The following is an 18,898-nucleotide window of genomic DNA, read 5'->3' on the forward strand; positions in this document are numbered from 1 at the left end:
CGTTGATGACCGTGGCGGCGACCGTGGTGGCCGTTCGTTCGAGCGTCGTGACAACGACCGCCCGTCGTTCAGCCGTGACCGTCGTGACGACCGCCCCTCGGGCGGCTTCCGCTCCGGTGGCGGCGACCGTCGTGATGACCGTGGCGGCGACCGTGGTGGCCGTTCGTTCGAGCGTCGTGACAACGACCGCCCGTCGTTCAGCCGTGACCGTCGTGACGACCGCCCCTCCGGTGGCTTCCGCTCCGGCGGCAGCGACCGTCCGTTCAACCGCGACCGTCGTGACGACCGCCCCTCGGGCGGCTTCCGCTCCGGCGGCAGCGACCGTCCGACCGGCCGTCGTGATGACCACCGTGGTGCCAACACCGGCACCAACACCGGTTCGTTCGGCCGCCGCGACGACAAGCCGCGCTGGAAGCGCAACGGCTGATCGCGTAACGCCGACCTGTTGAGCAGCGGCTCGACGGCTCGGCCGACCTGCTGAAGCGGGCCCGTCCTTCACGGACGGGCCCGCTTTCTTTTCCTTTCCCATGCAAGCGGAACAGCCGTTAATAGCCGACGACTGTGGGGAAGCGCGGACACGGCACGCGAAGTCGGGCCGGGGGCCGGGCGCACGCGGTACGCATGTCATGCCCCCGGTGAGGGAATCGCTGGGGGCATGACAAACGACTCACCCGCGCCACAGACGGGACCACCGGGACCGTCCACGTCATCCGCCTCGTCCGGACCGCTCGCACCGTCCGCGTCGCCGCCCCCGTCCGGACCGTCGCCCTCTCCCGGATCGGACGAGGCGCGGCTGGCCGAACTCGGCTACACCCAGGTCCTGGCCCGCCGGATGTCGGCCTTCTCCAACTACGCCGTCTCGTTCACGATCATCTCGGTGCTCTCCGGCTGTCTGACGCTGTATCTGTTCGGGATGAACACCGGCGGACCCGCCGTCATCACCTGGGGCTGGGTCGGGGTCGGCCTGATGACGCTGTTCGTGGGGCTGGCGATGGCGGAGATCTGTTCGGCGTACCCGACCTCAGCGGGCCTGTACTTCTGGGCCCACCGCCTCGCCCCGCCGCGCTCGGCGGCGGCCTGGGCGTGGTTCACGGGCTGGTTCAACGTGCTCGGCCAGGTCGCGGTCACCGCCGGGATCGACTTCGGGGCGGCGTCCTTCCTCGGGGCGTATCTGAACCTCCAGTTCGGCTTCGAGGTCACGCCCGGCCGGACGATCCTGCTCTTCGCCGCGATCCTGGTGCTGCACGGCCTGCTCAACACGTTCGGCGTCGGCATCGTGGCGTTCCTCAACAGCGTCAGCGTCTGGTGGCACGTCGTCGGGGTGGCCGTCATCGTCGGCGCCCTGACCTTCGTACCGGACTCGCACCAGTCGGCGTCGTACGTGTTCACCGAGTTCGTCAACAACACGGGGTGGGGCAGCGGCTTCTACGTCGTGATGATCGGCCTGCTGATGGCCCAGTACACCTTCACCGGCTACGACGCCTCGGCGCACATGACGGAGGAGACGCACGACGCCGCCGTGGCGGGGCCGCGCGGCATCGTCCAGTCCATCTGGACCTCCTGGATCGCCGGGTTCGTCCTCCTGCTCGGCTTCACCTTCGCCATCCAGTCGTACGAGGGCGCCCTGACGTCCCCGACCGGCGCACCGCCCGCCCAGATCCTGCTGGACGCCCTCGGCGCCACCACCGGCAAGCTCCTGCTGCTGGTCGTGATCGGGGCCCAGCTCTTCTGCGGCATGGCCTCGGTCACCGCGAACAGCCGCATGATCTACGCCTTCTCCCGCGACGGCGCCCTCCCCTTCTCGCGCGTCTGGCACACGGTCAGCCCGCGCACCCGGACCCCCGTCGCGGCGGTCTGGCTGGCCGCACTGGGAGCCCTGGCCCTCGGCCTCCCGTACCTGATCAACGTCACCGCGTACGCCGCCGTCACCTCCATCGCGGTGATCGGCCTCTACATCGCGTACGTCATCCCCACCCTGCTCCGCCTCCTGCGCGGCGACGACTTCGCCCGGGGCCCCTGGCACCTCGGCCGCTGGTCCCGCCCGATCGGCATCGTCGCGGTGGCCTGGGTCGTGATCATCACGGTGCTGTTCATGCTGCCCCAGGTGTCCCCGGTCACCTGGGAGACCTTCAACTACGCCCCGATCGCCGTCCTGGTGGTGCTCGGCTTCGCGGCGACCTGGTGGCTGGCTTCGGCCAGGCGCTGGTTCCTGAAACCCGCCGACGCCACCGGGCCCTCCGCCACCACCGGCAGCACCGCCGCCCCCGCCACCCCCGAGCGCCCCGACGCCTCGGAAACCACCGGCAGCGCCGACACCTCGGACCACCAGCGCACGATCCCCCACGAATCCCCGCAGTGACCGCATCCTGACCGCCCTCCGACCGGGACGACAGCCCCCGGCACCCGATACCGGATCGGCCGCCGGGCTCCCGGGGGCTATGCTCGGGGGTGATGTGCCAGGGGCCGTTAGCTCAATTGGTCAGAGCAGCGGACTTTTAATCCGTTGGTTGTGGGTTCGAGTCCCACACGGCCTACCGAGTGCAGCTGGAGGCAGACTCCTCTGACCTGCACCGGAGCGCCTCAACCAGATTCTTCTGGCTGAGGCGCTCCGTCGTTTCCGGCCGCCCGGCGCGAGCGAAGTGTGAGCGCGAGGGTCACCAGGCCTCGGAAGACCGCCCTGGAGGGGCTGGCTCGCCTCTGGACTGGACGTGTGATCGCCGAGTCTTGGGCCGGGCCCAGAGCCTGAGCCACTGCGGTGCCAGTGGCGACGGCCGGGTGGGCGATGTTCAGCAGTCGGATGGGCGCTGCTTGCCGCCCGGCCGAACCTGCTGCGTCCTGGAACTCCCGACGGAGACGAACTACGCGCGGCCCTTCCCGTGGTGTTGGATGGCCGGGAGCTGTCGGCTCGGTCGCGCCGGGAGCTGAAAGGCATCCGGTACGCGATTCGCCTTGCCGAGGCGGAACTGGAGTGCCTGCTCCAGGGCATCGAGTACCGGTCGCAGGGGTACGAGAACGCTCAGCGGTGGATCGACAACAGCCGCGGCCGCCTGGTCACCGAGACCGCGAACCGGCTGGCCGATGAGCTTCTGTCGCAGGGAACCATTGACTGGCTGCGCACCGCCCTGGGCGAGAGCACGGGGTAACCCGCGGTCCCTGAGAGCCTGGCTCAGGACGCACGTCACCGCCCCTCCCGCGCGCCGCGGGAGGGGCGTGGTTCATGAGGGCGGGGTCGGTCGGCAGCCCAGACACAGTCGGGGACGGCGAGGAGTCCGGGGTGTTCGGTGCGTTGTCGCGGCGGCACCGGGGCATCCGGATCACTTGGCGGTGGCTGATCCGGTGGGTCGGACGATGCTGTGCGGTGGGCGCCGGCCCTGGTGCTCGCCCCTATCCCCTTGCGGCCCGGGGCGATTGGCTGTTCGTCCGACCGGGCAAGGCCACTTCCGCCGGATACGCTGACCGATCCGACCGACCTGTCGAAGGAGACGCATGGAAATATTGGTGACCGTAGTTCTCGGTGTCCTCGGAGCGGCGGCCTACCTCCTGCCGTCCCTGATCGCCTTCAACCGCCGGACGGACAACCGGTGGTTGGTCCTGGTCATCAACGTGATCTTCGGCGCGACCTTCCTGGGCTGGGTGCTGGCCCTCGTCCTGGCCCTGCGCAAGGCCAAGGAGCCCACTACGGCGTGAGTTCGGTGCTCAGCGGTTCCATCGGCGACGGGGCCGTGCCGTGGCCGAACTCCGGTGCTGTGGTGCCCCTTTCCGTCGTTCCCGGTCGCGCCGCCGTCGTATCTCCGCCGGTCCGGTGCAGCCCCGCCGCCCTTGGGGGGGACGGGAGCAGCCCTTCCCGCAGGTTCGGGAGGGGCTGTTCTCTTTGCGTCTGGGGTGAGTTGAGTGTCCTTGGGTGTCCGGAATCCGTCCCTGCCGCCGCCTCCCGGCCCTATGCTTCTACAGGCGTGTAGATGAAGTCCGGGACGGCTCGGACTTCCGGCTTCGCCGTGCCCGCGAGCAGGCGTTCCGGTGCGCGGGACGCCCGGCGGCCGGCGCCCGGTGGCCAGTGGTCTCCGGCCGACGGGCGCCGGTCGATCGTCGGCCGATCGCCGTTCCGGAACCGTCGCACGCACCATCCATCCGAATTCCGTAGGAGGACCGTCATGGCTTCGATCGACCTGGACAAGGTGCTGGACAAGGCGTGGGCGGACAAGGGCCTGCCGGAGATCCTCGCCGCCCCCGTGTCCGCCCTGAAGGGCGTCTCGGACCGGGACGGCGAGCTGCTTCAGGAGGCGTTCGGCGTCACGTCGGTCGCCGACCTGGCCGACCTGAAGTACGCGCACTGGGCGCAGGCGCTGGCCGCACTGGACACGGCCTCCAAGTAGGCGGCGCGGGAAACCGCACGCGGAGAAAGAAGGAGTGAACGCCACGATGGTGTTCAAACGGCTGCTCGGCTCGCTCGGTGTGGGCGGGCCCACGGTGGACACGGTTCTCGACCCCGGCGCGGTGCTGCCCGGCGGCAGCCTTGCCGGGCAGGTCCACCTCAGGGGCGGCGACGCCGACTTCACCATTGAGCAGATCACCCTGGAGCTGGTGGCCAGGGTGGAGGCCGAGCACGAGGACGGTGAGCGCGAGGGCGTGGTGGTCTTCGACCGCGTCGCCGTCGGCGGGAACTTCCGCCTCGCCGCGGGGGAGGAGCGCAGTGTTCCCTTCGGCATGACGCTGCCGTGGGAGACACCCGTCACCGAACTCCACGGTCAGCAGCTCGGGGTCGTCCTCGGTGTGCGGACCGAACTGTCGGTGGCGGGGGCCAGGGACAAGGGCGACCTGGACCCGCTCGCGGTGCGCCCGCTGCCGGTGCAGGAGGCCGTACTCGAAGCCTTCGGGCAGAGCGGTTTCGGCTTCAGGTCCGCCGATCTGGAGCTGGGGCGGATCCGCGGTACCGGCCAGCAGCTCCCCTTCTACCAGGAGGTCGAGCTCACGCCCTCGGCGCGCTACGCGCACGCGGTCAATGAGATCGAGGTGACCTTCCTCGCGCACCCGGGCGGCATGGAGGTGGTCCTGGAGGCGGACAAGCGCGGCGGCCTCTTCACCGAGGGACAGGACGTGATCACCCGGTTCACCGTGAGCCACCAGGACGTCGGCCACCGTGACTGGAACGCCGAGATCGACGCCTGGATGAGCCGGCTGGTGGAGCGCCGGGACTCGTACGGTTCCCACGGGGCGTACGGGCACCAGGACCCCTACCGGGGCGGCCACGTCGGCGACGCCGGGCATCAGCACGGTGGGCATCACCATGGCGAGGAGCACGGTCGGCGCTCCGGACCCGGTATGGGCACCGTCGTGGCGGCGGGGGCGGCCGGACTCGCCGTCGGCGTCGTCGGCGGAATGGTCGCGGCCGAGGTCGTCGACGAGGTCGGCGACTTCTTCGAAGGCGACGAGGAAGAGGGCGACGAGGGCTGAGGCCGTTTCGTCACCCCTGATAGCTTCTACGTAAATGTAGAAAAACCGGTCGTCCGGGCGCTCCATCCGGTCCGGACGGCCCTACACATACGGAGTTCTCATGGCCCTGTGGGACCGTTTCAAGGAATCTGCGTCGACGATGCAGACCCAGCTCATGGCGAAGAAGAACGACCTGAAGAGCGGTGCGTTCCGGGACGCGAGCATGGCGATGTGCGCGCTGGTTTCCGCCGCCGACGGCTCCGTCGACCCGTCCGAGCGGCAGCGCGTCGCCCAGCTCATCGCGTCCAACGAGGTGCTCCAGAACTTCGCCGCGGACGACCTCCAGCGCCGCTTCGACGACAACCTCAACAAGCTCGCCGCCGACTTCGCCTTCGGCAAGGTCAGCGTGATGCAGGAGATCGCCAAGGCGAAGAAGAAGCCGGCGGAGGCGCGTGCCGTCATCCAGATCGGCATTGTCATCGGCGGCGCCGACGGCGACTTCGACAAGGACGAGCAGGCGATCGTCCGCGAGGCGTGCTTCGCGCTCGACCTGCCGCCGCACGAGTTCGACCTGTAGGCACCGGAGAGCCCGGGAGGCGCTGGAGCCCGGGGAGGTGCAGGAGCCCGGGAGGTGCAGGAGTCCGGGGAGCCCGGGGAGTCCGGGGTCCTGGAGGCGCCGGGGCCGGGTCCGGGAGGCCGGAAGGCCCAGGGTCGCGGAAGGCCCAGGGTCCCGGAAGGCTGGAAGGCCCGGGAGCCTCGGAGGCCCAGGGCCCCGGGAGGCCCCTGCGGCCCGGCAGGTCCGTACTGGCCGCCGCGCCGTCCGCTCCGGCCCCGCACCACCGGTTACACCGGTTACATCGGTGTCGCCGCGTGCAGGACGAGATAGAGCGTGATCGCCGAATTCGCGGAGGACAGCGCCGATACGGTCGTGCCCGCCGCGGCTCCCCAGGCAGCCAGCCCCACCGTGGTGAACACGGAGGGCCATACGCGTGCGGCGGGGGCCGGCCCGAGCAGGGCCGCCATCCGCCGCGGCACCGGCCCGACCGCCGCGAAACCCGCCAGCGTGGCGATGGGCGCGCCGCGTGAGATCAGGGCCGTCTTGCCGATCGCGCGGGCCACGGTGCGCCGGCTGCCGACCGCCGCGGCCGCGTCCTCGTCCGCCCACCGTTCCGCTGTGTAGATCACGGCGGTACGCAGCGGCCGCAGGAACGGGTTGGCCCGCGCGGCGATCTGCACGGCCAGCAGGAAGCGGTGGTGGCGGCCGGACAGATGAGCACGTTCATGGGCGAAGAGGGCCCGGCGCTCCGGGGCGTTCAGGCCGGCCAGCATGCCGGTCGTCACGACGATCCGGTCGCGCCGTCCGCCCGGCAGCGCGTACGCGTACGGCGTCTCGTCCGGCAGCACCGCCACCGGCCGCGGGGGCAGCCACGCCAGCGCCCGGCCGGCCCGGCGCCGTACGCGATGGTGCCGCCACACCGTCCGCGCGCACGAGGCGAGCACGGCGATCAGGGCGGGGATGGCCACCTTGCCCGCCACCTCGTCGTACGGCAGTGCCTCGCGCACCTCCGGATCCGACCAGGCGTCCGGCAACGGGTTGCCCGGCAGCTGCGCCGTGCCGACGACCATCAGCAGCGCCAGGCACAGCGTGCTGCACACAGCGAGGACGGCGGCGACCGCCGTCAGCAGAACGGTGGCGGCGCGCGGATGCAGATGCTGCTCGGCCAGGCGCGCGATGGGCCACGCGCTCAGGGGCAGGACGAGCGGCAGGAAGACGAACACGCCCATGTCGGTCAGTCTTCCGCGTCGTCGGCCGTCTCGGCGAGCAGGCCGCGCAGCAGCTCCTCGTCCCCCGGGGACAGGGTGGTGACGAAACTGGCCAGGACCGCCTCGCGGTCCGACTCCCCGTCCAGCACCTTGCGCATCCGCAGCGCCGCGAGGCCGGCCTCGTCGGCGGCCGGGGTCCAGGCGAAGGACCGGCCGGTCCGCTCACGGGCCACCGCGCCCTTGGCGTGCAGACGCGTGAGGATGGTGATCACCGTGGTGTACGCGAGGTCGCCGGTGAGCCGTTCCTGTACCCAGGCGGCGTTCACCGGGCCCGGTGCCTGCCGCAGCGCCGCCAGCACCAGCGATTCCAGCTCTCCCTGGCCACGGCGGCGGGGATGCCGGGCGGCACCGTCCTGGTTCTGGTCGGTCATGCCGTCTCCCTCCCGCCTCGTGGCCCGCACACCGCTGCGGGGCGGTTCATCGTACTGGCCGGAAGCACCCGGTACGGCCCGATCGGCCCTCCCCCTGCTTTCTACAGTCCTGTAGATTTTGAGACTGTTACCGGGACCCGGGCAACGGACCCGGATCCTTTGCACGGCACATACGCGGGATAGGGGTACGACATGGGTGTCAGCCTGGCCAAGGGCGGCAACGTCTCGCTCACCAAGGAGGCCCCGGGGCTGACGGCCGTACTGGTCGGTCTCGGCTGGGACGTCCGCACGACCACCGGCACCGGCTACGACCTCGACGCCAGCGCCCTGCTCGTCGACGAGGCCGGGAAGGTCCTCTCCGACCAGCACTTCGTCTTCTTCAACAACCTCGCCAGCCCGGACGGCTCGGTCGAGCACACCGGCGACAACCTGACCGGCGAGGGCGAGGGTGACGACGAGGTCGTCAAGGTCAACCTGGCCGCCGTACCCGCCGATGTGGCGAGGATCGTCTTCCCGGTGTCGATCCATGACGCCGAGAGCCGCGGCCACAGCTTCGGCCAGGTGCGCAACGCCTTCATCCGCGTGGTCAACCAGGCGGGCGGCGCCGAACTCGCCCGCTACGACCTGTCCGAGGACGCCGCCACCGAGACCGCCATGGTCTTCGGCGAGCTGTACCGCAACGGCGCCGAGTGGAAGTTCCGCGCCGTCGGCCAGGGGTACGCGAGCGGGCTCGCCGGTATCGCCAAGGACTTCGGCGTCAATGTCTGACCTGTTGTAGCGGGGCAGCGAGCCGAAGGGCGCGGGGCGCCGGACGCGGGGTGCGGGCCCACGCTTCCGGCGCCCTCCGTTCCGTACGCCCCGGCCCCTTGTGCCCCCAAGCCCCAAGCCCCATGCGTCTCGTGCGTCTCGCGCGCCTTGCACGCCTCGTGTGTCTCGTCCTTCACGGCCACTTCAAGAGAGCGGATCCCGGTGTTCGGACTCAGCGAACTCGCCATACTCCTGATCGTCGTCCTGATCGTCATCGGCGCGAAGAAACTCCCGGACCTGGCCCGAAACGCGGGCAAGGCGGCGCGCATCCTCAAGAGCGAGGCCAAGGCGATGAAGTCCGAGGGCTCCGCCGCCGCGCAGCCGCAGCAGACAGCCCCCGGCGTCATCCGGGCCCAGCCGGTGGACAGCACCGGTGTGCGGCCGGGTGACGGCACGGGCGGTGTCACGGACGGCGGACCTGCCCGGCCCGTCTGAACCCGTCAGCATCACCCGTACGAATAATTCCCTGCGTAATGTACGAAGCCCATCCGAACCAAGGAAGAGGCGGCACATGTCCGTAAACCTGACCAAGGGCCAGCAGATCAGCCTCAGCAAGTCCGACGGCGGCGCACTGACCGTCGTACGGATGGGACTGGGCTGGAAGGCCGCGGCACGCAAGGGGTTCCTCGCCCGGCTCACCGCCCGCGAGATCGACCTGGACGCCTCGGCGGTGCTCTTCGCCGACAAGCAGCCGGTGGACGTCGTCTTTTTCCAGCATCTGGTGAGTGACGACGGTTCCGTACGCCACACCGGGGACAACCGCGTCGGCGGCGCGGGGCAGGGCGGCGACGACGAGTCGATCGTCGTGGACCTTCAGCGCGTCCCCGTCCACATCGACCAGATCGTCTTCACCGTGAACTCCTTCACCGGCCAGACCTTCGAGGAGGTCGACAACGCCTTCTGCCGGCTGATCGACGAGACCAACGGCCAGGAACTGGCCCGCTACACCCTCACCGGAGGCGGCCGTCACACCGCCCAGATCATGGCCAAGGTGCGGCGCAGCGGCACCGGTTGGGAGATGGCGGCCATCGGAAGCCCGGCGGACGGCCGCACCTTCCAGGACCTCATGCCTTCCCTCACCCCGCACCTCTGACAACACCCGCACCACTGTCAGGTGTCCGTAGCTGATCCTGGTTGTCCTTTTGCAGACCACAGCTTGATCCGTAGTGCTGTGTTCTGATCCGAAGCAAGAAGCGAACTGTGTGGGGGAACGGTGTCCTTCGATCAGGAATGGGCCGCGCACCAGAAGAGGCGTCGTGCGACTTCAGCAAGGTCGACGACGCCGACCGGGGCGCGCAGCTCGCGCTGACGAAGGCCGCCGTGGGTCAAGACCGGTCCGGAGGAGATCCTGCCGGGCTCGGCGCAGCACGGCTTCAACAGCACCGCTGTCGGGGACATCGTGGTCTACGAGGCGCGCGAGGCGAAAGTCGTACGCCGACAAGGTTCTCGGCGGCGACAGGCTCTCTGCGGAGGACCGCGCGAACCGGCAGCGGCTGAACCGCGACAACGCCGATAAAGCAGACAACGCCGGCACCACGGTCTACAGCCAGACCCTGCTGAACTCCCTCGGCTCCGAGGACACCATGAAGCTGGACAACAGGCTGCCCGACCTCGGTCACTTCGACGACACCGGCAAATAAGAAGGACACTGCGGTGATCAACATGCGTGACGAGGCGTCGCAGTCGCACATCACGTCCCGCACGACCGCACTCTCGGTGCTGGGCAGGGACTGAACCATATGGCGGAGAACGGATCGCTTCACGACGGATCGCGTCACGACGGCACGCCCCCGCCCCGGGGCGGGCGGCGTCGGCGGGTGATCTGGGCGTCGGCGGGTGTTGTCGCGCTCGCACCTCACCGATACGCGCGGTACGGACGGGGTGTACTGGACCACGGCGGACTGCCCGGACGGCGAAGCGCTCTACGCCGTCGAAACCGTCCGGGACGAGGAGGCCGGTGACTTCCGGGCCGCCGACCCGAAGCTCCAGCGGGCAGCGCTGAAGACCTTCGCCGCGAACTCGGCCCGCCGTCACGGCTGTCCGGCCCCGGTGCCCCTGGCCGCGCAGTAGGGCGGCGGTCCCGTCAGGCCGGGGCCACCCGGTTGCGGAGCGTTCCGATGCCCTCCACCTCCACCTCCACCACGTCGCCGGGGCGCAGGAAGCTGTCGGAGAACACCCCGGCGCCGCTCGGCGAACCGGTGCAGATCACATCGCCCGGTTCGAGGGTCAGATAGTGCGAGAGGTACGAGATCAGCTCGGGCAGCCGGTGGATGAAGCTGCTGGTCCGGTCGTCCTGGCGGGGTTCGCCGTTGACCCGGGTGCGCAGCCGCAGGTCGAGCGGCTCGTCGAACTCGTCCGGGGTCACCAGGCACGGGCCGAGGGGCTTGAACGTGTCGAAGCTCTTGGCGACGCCGATGGAGGCGGTCGGGTCCCCCGACATCGCGCGGCGCTGGATGTCGCGGGCGGTCACGTCGTTGGTGATCGTCAGACCCGCGAGATGCTGTCCGGCGTCGGCGGCGGACACGGCTGTCGCGGTGCGTCCGATGACCGCCGCCACCTCGCCCTCGTAATCGACCCGGGTCGCCGCGACCGCCGGGAGCACGATGTCCGCGCCGGGCGCGATCACGGCGGAGCCCGCCACGACCTGGAAGTTCGGTTCCTCGGGGAGGGGGAGGGGGCCCCGCCCCATGGAGGCGATCATCTCCAGCGCCTCGGTCGCGTGGCTGCGGTAGTTGAGGCCGACGATGAGCACCTTGCCCGGCCTGCCCACCGGTGCGTTCACCCTCACCCGGTCGAGCGGGGTGCGGCCGGTGACCGGCGCCGACCCGGCCGCTTCGACGCCGGGGCCCCGCAGGAGCGTGTCCAGGTCCGCGAAGGGCAGATCGAGCAGGGACAGCTCTCCGGGACTGTCCTCCCTGGCGATGCCCAGATCGGTGCGGTACAGACGCATCACGAACCCCTTTGTCCGGCCGGCCGATACTCTTGTTTCGAAAGCAAGAGTCTTCTTGTTTCAGAGTCAAGATGATGGGCGTCCGCTCGTCAAGAGGTGTTCACCGGCGGTGACCGGTGGGCCGGGTATTCGGCATAGGCTCTTCGGCATGCCACGTAACCGACAGCAGATCCCCAGGGCCGAGCGCGAGGCCGCCATGGTCGAGCACGCGTGGGAGCTCTTCGCGGCCAAGGGGTACAAGGCGACCAGCGTGGCCGAGGTGGGCCGGGCGGCCGGGGTCGCGGCCAATGCCGTGCGCTGGTACTTCCCGACCAAGGACGACCTGTTCGCGGCGGCGATCGACCGCTTCTTCGCGCAGGTGTGCGCCCGGGTGGAGGCGGACCCCGGGATCGGCGGCGATCCGCAGCGCGAGCTGGTGGCCCTGCTGGCCGAGATGGAGCCCTATCGGGGGCTGCATCGTGAGGCGTACGAGCGGATAGTCGAGTCGAAGGCGCTCGGCGAGACCTATGCCCGGATGCAGGAGTGGCTGGAGGAACGTCTGCTCGCGGCCATCGCGACCCGGCTGCCCGAGGGTGCCGACGTCGGGCTCGTCGCCGACACCGCGCATGTGCTGTTCGAGGGGCTGCTGGTCAGCGTGCGCAGGAGCGACCGTGGGACCGGTGAACTCGTCGAGCTGCTGACCGAGGCGCTGGTGGCGGCGGCCGCCGCCCGCACCGTGAGCTGACCCGCCCGCGCTGGGCTCCGCCGCTGCTTGCGTCGTGAGCTGACCTGTCCCGCGCTGGGCTCCGCCCACGCGTGCTGTGGGCTGGCCTGCCCCGCGCTGGGCTCCGCCCGCGCGTGCTGTGGGCTGACCCGCCCCGCGCTGGGCTCCGCCGCTGCTCGCACCGTGAGCTGACCCGTCCCGCGCGCCGGTCCTGAGCATCGGTATCGGGTGTCGGGTTCTGGGTGCCGGATGCCCCGGTGGGGTCGGGTGTCGTACGCCCTGGTGAGGCCAGGGCCCGGGTGCCGTTTGCCCCGAGGGGCCAGGTGCCGTACGTGCCCGGTGATGCCGGGGGCTCGGCCGCTTTCCGTACGCCGTCATCCATACTCCGCACGTCGTGAACGCCGTGAATGCCGCGACCGCCCCCGGCGGCCGGTGACCGGCGGCTTTCGCGCGTCCGCGGGGGCCCCTGCCCACTTCTCTTGACTGTCGCACAAGAGCGTCCCTATGCTCCTCTTGTATGGCAGCCAAGAAGGCTGTTTCTGCCCTCGATGAGGAGGTTGCTGTCATGGCTTCTCCAGGCAAACTCGCCCACATCGTTTTCCGGACCGGTCAGGTTCCAGCGATGACGGAGTGGTACGTACGGGTCCTCGAAGGCCGCGTCACGTTCTCCAACGGCTTCATCGCCTTCCTCACCTACGACGAGGAGCACCATCGGATCGCGCTCGTGGGCACCGGGGCCTCGGAGCGGCCGGGTGAGTCGCACACCGGTCTGCACCACGCGGCCTTCACCTACGACACGCTGGGTGACCTGCTGGGCACCTACCGGCGCCTGAAGGCGGACGGGGTGCATCCGTTCTGGTGCATCAACCACGGGCCGACCACGTCGATGTACTTCGCCGACCCCGACGGCAACCACATCGAGCTGCAGATCGACAACTTCGCCACGGAGGCGGAGCTCGACGACTGGTTCCGTTCCGGGGCCTTCGCCGACAATCCGATCGGGGTCGAATTCGATCCGGACGAACTGGTCCGCCGCTTCGAATCGGGTGAGCCCTTCGAGGAACTGGTCAAGCAGTCATGACCGTGACCGACACGCCCGTGGTCATCGTCGGGGCCGGCCCCGTGGGGCTGGCCACCGCGCTGGTGCTGGGCCGGCACGGCGTACGCAGCGTCGTGTGCGAGCGGTACTCCGGCGTCAACCCGCACCCCCGGGCCCACGTAGTCAACACCCGGTCCATGGAGCTGCTGCGGGCCTGGGGCATCACGGACGCGGTGCTCAGGGACGCGGTCGACCCGGAGTGGACGCACAACATCCGGTGGAAACAGACCCTGTCCGGGCGCGACCTCGGCCGCATCAATCTGGCCGACGGTCCCGCCGAGGACATCCTGCGCCGCATCGACGCCTCCCCCGAGGTGCTCACCTCCTGCGCCCAGGACCGCGTGCAGCAGCACCTCCTGGACGCGGTGGTCGCCCAGGGCATGGCCACGCTCCGCTACGACACCACCGTCCTCGACGTGACCGACCGGGGCGGCGACGTCGAGGTGGCGGTCGAGAGCGGGCAGCGGCACGAGACGATCCGGGCGCGTTACGCGGTCGCGGCCGACGGGGCGACCGGCGTGATCCGTGACGCGCTCGGGATCGGGCTCGAAGGTCCGCCGGTACTGGGCCACCAGCTCAACATCTACTTCCACGCGGACCTGTCCCCCTGGACGAGCCGCGATCCCGCGCTGCTGATCTGGGCGATCAACTCGGTCTCCCCCGGTGTCTTCATCGGGATGGACGGCGACCGCCGGTGGACCTTCCAGCGGAGCTTCGACCCGGCCACCGAGTCACTGGCCGACTATCCGCCGGAGCGGTGCGCGCAGATCATCCGCGACGCGGTCGGCGTCGACGAACTCGACGTGGAGATCCGGGCCGTGGGGCCGTGGATCATGGCGGCGCGGACCGCGAAGCGCTACCGCAGCGGCCGTGTGTTCCTGACGGGCGATGCCGCGCACCAGTTCCCCCCGACGGGCGGGCTGGGCATGAACACCGGCCTCGCCGACGCGGACAACCTCGCCTGGAAGCTCGCCGCGGTGATCAACGGGTGGGCGCCCGAGGACCTGCTCGACAGCTACGAGAGCGAACGCCGCCCGGTCGCCATGGACAACGCACGCCACAGCGTGAGCAACGCGCTCAAGATGGCCGACGCGGGAATCGGACCGGACACCGGCAGCATCGCCGCGCGCCTCGAAAGCCCGGACCCGGAGGTGGCGGCCGAAGAGCGCAGGCGGCTCGCGGCGGCCATCCCGGTCCAGCGGCCGCACTTCGACGCGCTCAACCAGGAGATCGGTTACGTCTACGGGCCCGTCCGGCCCGGGAACGGAGCGAGCGACACCCCGCCCTCCGCGACCGACTTCCGCCCGTCCGCGGTGCGCGGCGCCCGGCTCCCGCACGCCTGGGTCGAACGTGCCGACGCCCGGGTGTCGACGCTGGACCTCGTGATCCCCGGCTTCACGCTGATCGTCGGCCCCGCCGGCGGGGTCTGGGCCGACGCCTTTGCGGCGGTGGCCGAAAGCGTGCCGTCGCACACCGTCGTGGTCGGCCGGGACGTCGTCAGCACCGACGGCACCGGACTGGAACAGCTCGGCATCCCGGCGGACGGAGCCGTCCTCGTCCGGCCCGACGGCCACATCGCGTGGAGCAGCGCCGAGGGAACCGGCGAGGACTCCCTGAGCGCGGCGCTGTACGAGCTGCTGACCGCGAGCCGGGCCGCGGTCTGAGCCGGGCCGCGGCCTGAACCGGCCGCAGGCCCCGGCCACCCCGGGCCGGAGCCTGGGCCGGCCGGGGCCCGGGGTGGCCGCCCGTTCAGCAGCACACAGCTGTATTCCGGTACGAAACGTGCACAGGGGCCCGGCAGGCGGTGAGTACGCCGTCCGCCGGGCCCCCTCTCGCACGGCCCGTACGCCGTTGACCGCCGATGTCATCGCGGGAGGAAAGCACATGGACCACAAGGACGAGAAGGACAAGAAGGACCCCACGGACCCCTCGGACCACGCGGATCACGCCGGTCCCGACGACCGTACGGAGAAACCGAAAGCCGCGCGTCCGTCGCTTCAGGACCGGTACGTGCGCGAGGAGGGAAGCCTCCACCTCACGGGTATCCAGGCGCTCGCCCGGCTGACCCTCGACCTGCGCCGGGCGGACCGCCGGGCCGGGCGCCGTACCGCCGCCTTCGTGTCCGGTTACGAGGGCTCGCCCCTGGCCGGCTACGACATGGAGCTGGAGCGCTGCCGGGAACTGCTCGACGAGTACGACGTCGTCCTGCGGCCCGGTGTCAACGAGGAACTGGCGGCCACGGCCGTCCAGGGGACGCAGCTCGCGGCCATGCAGCCGGACAAGCGCGTCGACGGCATCACGGGCATCTGGTACGGCAAGTCGCCCGGCCTGGACCGGGCTTCGGACGCCCTGCGGCACAACAACCTGATGGGTACGCACCCCGACGGCGGTGCGCTCGCCCTGGTCGGCGACGACCCCGCCGCGAAGTCCTCGACCGTGCCCGGTGCCTCCGAACTGCTCCTGGCCGACCTCGGGATTCCCACGCTCTACCCGTCCGACCCGCAGGAGGCGCTCGACTTCGGGCTCCATGGCGTCGCCATGTCGCGGGTCAGCGGACTGTGGGTCGCGCTGAAGATCGTGACCGCCGTCGCCGACGGTTCCGGCACGGTCGACGTGGGCGCCGGGCGCGTCTCCCCGGTCGTACCGGATCTCTACGTCGACGGCACCCCGGTCCGGCACACCGTGGCCTCCCGGATGGTGCAGCCGGCCCTCGGCGAACTGGAACGGAGCAGGGACGGCGCCCGCCTGGAGATCGCCCGGCGCTACGCCGCCGTCAACGGCCTCAACCGGATCACCCGCACAGGACCGGACGACCGCGTCGGGATCATCGCCCCCGGCAAGACCTATCTCGATCTGCGCCAGGCGCTGACCGGCATGGGACTCGACGACGCCGGACTCGCCCGGCACGGCGTCCGCCTGCTGCACCTCGGCATGATCCATCCCCTCGAACCGACGGTGGTCGAACGGTTCGCGGCCGGGCTGCGCCACATCGTCGTGGTCGAGGAGAAGCGCCCGCTGATCGAGACGGCGGTCAAGGACCTGCTCTACGGCACCGAGGCCATGCCGACGGTCTCCGGCAAACGGGCCGCGGACGGCAGTGCCCTGTTCCCGCTGGACGGAGAGCTCGACCCCGACACGATCGCCGCACGGCTCGCCCCCACGCTGGCGGCCCTCGGCGTGCGGGCCGCGGGCACGCGGACCGGGGATGCGCGGTCCAAGGACACGCTGTTCGCGGGAGCCGCGGGAGCCGCGGGAGCCGCGGGAGCCGCGGGAGCCGCGGGAGCCGGGGGAGCCAAGGGAGCGCGTCCGCTCCTGTCGCTCCTGCCGCTGGTGACCCGTACCCCGTACTTCTGCTCCGGCTGCCCCCACAACCTGTCGACCAAGGCTCCGAAGGGGTCGACCGTCGGCGCCGGTATCGGCTGCCACGCCATGGTCACGCTCATGGACCCGGCCCAGGCCGGAGACGTGATCGGCATGACGCAGATGGGCGGCGAGGGTGCCCAGTGGATCGGCATGGAACCGTTCCTGGAGCGGAACCACCTGATCCAGAACCTCGGTGACGGCACTTTCCACCACTCCGGGAGCCTCGCCGTCCGGGCGGCGGTGGCGGCCGGGGTGAACGTCACGTACAAGCTGCTGTACAACTCGGCGGTCGCCATGACCGGCGGTCAGCAGCCGGCCGGTGTGATGACGGTGCCCGCCATCGCCGGGGGACTCCTCGCGGAGGGGGTCGCCCGGATCATCATCACGACCGAGGACGTGAAGCGGTACCGGAAGGTGAAGCTCCCCAAGGGGGTACGGGTCTGGCACCGTGACCGGCTGACCGAGGCGCAGGAGACCCTCGCGGCCGTCCCGGGCGTCACCCTGCTGATCCACGACCAGGAGTGCGCCACCGAACTCCGCCGCAAGCGCAAGCGCGGACTCGCCCCCGATCCCGTGGAACGGATCATGATCAACGAGCGGGTGTGCGAGGGGTGCGGCGACTGCGGCCGCAAGTCCAACTGCCTGTCGGTCCAGCCCGTCGAGACGGAGTTCGGCCGCAAGACGCGCATCGACCAGTCCTCGTGCAACAAGGACTTCTCGTGCCTGGCCGGCGACTGCCCCTCGTTCCTCACCGTCGTCCCGGCCAAGAAGAAGTCCGGCGCGGCTCCTGGAAGGCCGGGTGCGGCCCCGGGCACGTCCGGTGCGGCTGCGGGGAGGCCGGGCGCGGCTCCGGCGGCCCGGACCGTCCCGATGCCTGACGCCGCCGACCTGCCGGAGCCCGCGCACCGGCCCACCGCGTCGCACACCACACGCATCACCGGAGTGGGCGGTTCCGGTGTGGTCACCCTGGCGCAGATCCTGAGCACCGCCGCCGCACTCGCCGGACGCCATGTCAGGGCCCTGGACCAGACCGGGCTCGCGCAGAAGGGGGGCGCGGTCGTCTCCGACATCAAGATCACCGAGGAGCCCGCCCTGCAGGCCGGCAAGGCGGCCGAGGCGGAGTGCGACCTCTACCTCGGCTGCGACCTGCTCGTCGCGGCGGACGCCGGGAACCTCGCGGCGGCGGCCCCCTCCCGTACGGTCGCCGTCGTCTCCACGGCGGAGGTCCCCACCGGGCAGATGGTGATCGACCCGCGGGCGTCGTTCCCGGCCGCCGGACCGATCAGGGACCGTATCCGCGGGGCCACGCGCACGGCCGTGTTCCTCGACGCCCGGCACCTGGCCAACACCCTGCTCGGGGCGGACCAGTACGCCAACCTGCTGCTCACCGGTGCTGCCCACCAGTCCGGCGCACTGCCCCTGCCCGCCGAGGCCGTCGAGGAGGCGATCACCCTCAACGGGGTGAAGGTCGAGGAGAACCTGAAGGCCTTCCGCTACGGCCGTCTGGCCGTCGCGGACCCTGCGGGGTTCGCCGAGGTCCTGGCGGCGGCGGAAGGGCCGAAGGCTCCCCCGCAGTCCGTGTCCGCCGTCGCGGCCGGGCTGATCGCCCGGGTCGGCGCGGCACCGGGCTCGGAGCTGGCCCGGCTGCTCGGCATCCGGGTGCCCGACCTCATCGCGTACCAGAACGCCGCCTACGCCACCCGCTACGCACGGTTCGTCGAGCGCGTGCGGCGGACCGAGGAGGAGAAGGTCCCCGGCTCGGCGGAACTCACCGGGACCGTGGCCCGGCATCTGTACAAGCTGATGGCGTACAAGGACGAGTACGAGGTGGCGCGGCTCTCGCTGGACCCCGCCGTGGAGCAGGAGGTGAAGGACCGCTTCGGGGAGGGCGCGCGAATGTCCTACCGTCTCCACCCGCCGGCGCTCCGGGCGCTGGGCATGGAACGGAAGATCGTGCTCGGCCCGTGGTTCAAGCCGGCGTTCCGGCTCCTCGCCGCGATGCGCCATGTCCGGGGCACCCGGCTCGACCTGTTCGGCGCGGCGTCCGTCCGTCGTACGGAGCGGGCGCTGATCACCGAGTACGAGGCGATGATCACGGAGATCTGCCGCACGCTGAGCCCGGCGGACCTCCCGCTGGCCGTGGAGGTCGCGGCACTGCCCGACGTGGTGCGCGGGTACGAGGGCATCAAGATGGAGTCGGTCGGGGAGTACCGCGCGAAGGCGGACGAACTGATGGGCCGTTTCGCCGGACGGGATTCCGCCCCGGCGCACGCGGGCACTCGCTGACGCCCTGCGCGTTCAGCCGGGTGAGCGGGGGACTTGCCCCCGCTCACCCGGCCGCTGTCGCCGGC

At 70.9% G+C, this 18,898-nt stretch carries 16 protein-coding genes, 1 tRNA gene and 2 pseudogenes; 16 read left to right on the forward strand and 3 right to left on the reverse strand.

Going from position 1 to position 18,898, the window contains the following annotated elements:
- The 8 genes and pseudogenes from ACIGJO_RS32940 to ACIGJO_RS32975 all read left to right on the forward strand — a co-directional run.
- Positions 1-427 (forward strand): annotated as a pseudogene (locus ACIGJO_RS32940) (RNA helicase); the annotation flags it as partial.
- A gap of 228 nt (positions 428-655) precedes the next feature.
- Positions 656-2,359, forward strand: a complete 1,704-nt coding sequence (locus ACIGJO_RS32945; protein WP_399964552.1) for an amino acid permease — start codon at positions 656-658, stop codon at positions 2,357-2,359.
- Positions 2,360-2,460: 101 nt separating this feature from the next.
- Positions 2,461-2,534: transfer RNA gene (locus ACIGJO_RS32950), tRNA-Lys, on the forward strand.
- Positions 2,535-2,957: 423 nt separating this feature from the next.
- Positions 2,958-3,143 (forward strand): annotated as a pseudogene (locus tag ACIGJO_RS32955) (HAD family hydrolase); the annotation flags it as partial.
- A 343-nt stretch (positions 3,144-3,486) separates the two neighbouring features.
- Positions 3,487-3,687 (forward strand): superinfection immunity protein, encoded by a 201-nt coding sequence (locus ACIGJO_RS32960; RefSeq protein WP_399964554.1) that lies wholly within the window; start codon positions 3,487-3,489, stop codon positions 3,685-3,687.
- Between the two features lie 464 nt (positions 3,688-4,151).
- Complete coding sequence (locus ACIGJO_RS32965) at positions 4,152-4,373, forward strand: hypothetical protein (RefSeq protein ID WP_399964556.1); 222 nt, start codon at positions 4,152-4,154, stop codon at positions 4,371-4,373.
- A gap of 46 nt (positions 4,374-4,419) precedes the next feature.
- Positions 4,420-5,451 carry a sporulation protein gene (locus tag ACIGJO_RS32970; RefSeq protein ID WP_399964610.1) on the forward strand — a complete coding sequence of 344 codons (1,032 nt, stop codon included), beginning with the start codon at positions 4,420-4,422 and terminating at the stop codon, positions 5,449-5,451.
- Positions 5,452-5,551: 100 nt separating this feature from the next.
- Positions 5,552-6,007 (forward strand): tellurite resistance TerB family protein, encoded by a 456-nt coding sequence (locus ACIGJO_RS32975; protein ID WP_399964558.1) that lies wholly within the window; start codon positions 5,552-5,554, stop codon positions 6,005-6,007.
- Between the two features lie 275 nt (positions 6,008-6,282).
- Here ACIGJO_RS32975 and ACIGJO_RS32980 read toward each other — a convergent pair whose 3' ends face one another.
- On the reverse strand, positions 6,283-7,215 hold the full coding sequence (locus ACIGJO_RS32980) for a M56 family metallopeptidase (protein ID WP_399964560.1): 933 nt from the start codon (positions 7,213-7,215) through the stop codon (positions 6,283-6,285).
- 5 nt (positions 7,216-7,220) lie between these two features.
- Entirely contained in the window at positions 7,221-7,625 is a 405-nt protein-coding gene (locus tag ACIGJO_RS32985) for a BlaI/MecI/CopY family transcriptional regulator (RefSeq protein WP_399964562.1), read from the reverse strand.
- A 192-nt stretch (positions 7,626-7,817) separates the two neighbouring features.
- On the opposite strand from ACIGJO_RS32985, the gene ACIGJO_RS32990 reads away from it, so the two are divergent.
- From ACIGJO_RS32990 to ACIGJO_RS33005, 4 genes are all read left to right on the forward strand, one after another.
- On the forward strand, positions 7,818-8,393 hold the full coding sequence (locus ACIGJO_RS32990) for a TerD family protein (RefSeq protein ID WP_399964564.1): 576 nt from the start codon (positions 7,818-7,820) through the stop codon (positions 8,391-8,393).
- A 201-nt stretch (positions 8,394-8,594) separates the two neighbouring features.
- Positions 8,595-8,867 carry a twin-arginine translocase TatA/TatE family subunit gene (locus ACIGJO_RS32995; RefSeq protein ID WP_399964566.1) on the forward strand — a complete coding sequence of 91 codons (273 nt, stop codon included), beginning with the start codon at positions 8,595-8,597 and terminating at the stop codon, positions 8,865-8,867.
- A 76-nt stretch (positions 8,868-8,943) separates the two neighbouring features.
- A complete protein-coding gene (locus tag ACIGJO_RS33000; protein ID WP_399964568.1) occupies positions 8,944-9,525 on the forward strand; it encodes a TerD family protein in 582 nt (193 codons plus the stop codon).
- A gap of 746 nt (positions 9,526-10,271) precedes the next feature.
- On the forward strand, positions 10,272-10,502 hold the full coding sequence (locus ACIGJO_RS33005) for a hypothetical protein (RefSeq protein ID WP_399964570.1): 231 nt from the start codon (positions 10,272-10,274) through the stop codon (positions 10,500-10,502).
- A 13-nt stretch (positions 10,503-10,515) separates the two neighbouring features.
- On the opposite strand, the gene ACIGJO_RS33010 is transcribed toward ACIGJO_RS33005, so the two are convergent.
- Positions 10,516-11,382 carry a fumarylacetoacetate hydrolase family protein gene (locus ACIGJO_RS33010; RefSeq protein WP_399964572.1) on the reverse strand — a complete coding sequence of 289 codons (867 nt, stop codon included), beginning with the start codon at positions 11,380-11,382 and terminating at the stop codon, positions 10,516-10,518.
- Positions 11,383-11,530: 148 nt separating this feature from the next.
- Between ACIGJO_RS33010 and ACIGJO_RS33015 the strand changes: the two genes are divergently transcribed.
- From ACIGJO_RS33015 to ACIGJO_RS33030, 4 genes are all read left to right on the forward strand, one after another.
- On the forward strand, positions 11,531-12,106 hold the full coding sequence (locus ACIGJO_RS33015) for a TetR/AcrR family transcriptional regulator (protein ID WP_399964574.1): 576 nt from the start codon (positions 11,531-11,533) through the stop codon (positions 12,104-12,106).
- Between the two features lie 544 nt (positions 12,107-12,650).
- Positions 12,651-13,166, forward strand: a complete 516-nt coding sequence (locus ACIGJO_RS33020) for a VOC family protein (RefSeq protein WP_399964576.1) — start codon at positions 12,651-12,653, stop codon at positions 13,164-13,166.
- A complete protein-coding gene (locus tag ACIGJO_RS33025) occupies positions 13,163-14,848 on the forward strand; it encodes an FAD-dependent monooxygenase (protein WP_399964578.1) in 1,686 nt (561 codons plus the stop codon). The genes ACIGJO_RS33020 and ACIGJO_RS33025 overlap by 4 nt, the downstream gene beginning before the upstream one ends.
- 220 nt (positions 14,849-15,068) lie before the next feature.
- Positions 15,069-18,833 carry an indolepyruvate ferredoxin oxidoreductase family protein gene (locus ACIGJO_RS33030; protein ID WP_399964580.1) on the forward strand — a complete coding sequence of 1,255 codons (3,765 nt, stop codon included), beginning with the start codon at positions 15,069-15,071 and terminating at the stop codon, positions 18,831-18,833.
- Positions 18,834-18,898 lie beyond the last annotated feature (65 nt).

This window comes from Streptomyces sp. NPDC079020, assembly GCF_044542225.1.
Taxonomy (GTDB): Bacteria; Actinomycetota; Actinomycetes; order Streptomycetales; family Streptomycetaceae; genus Streptomyces.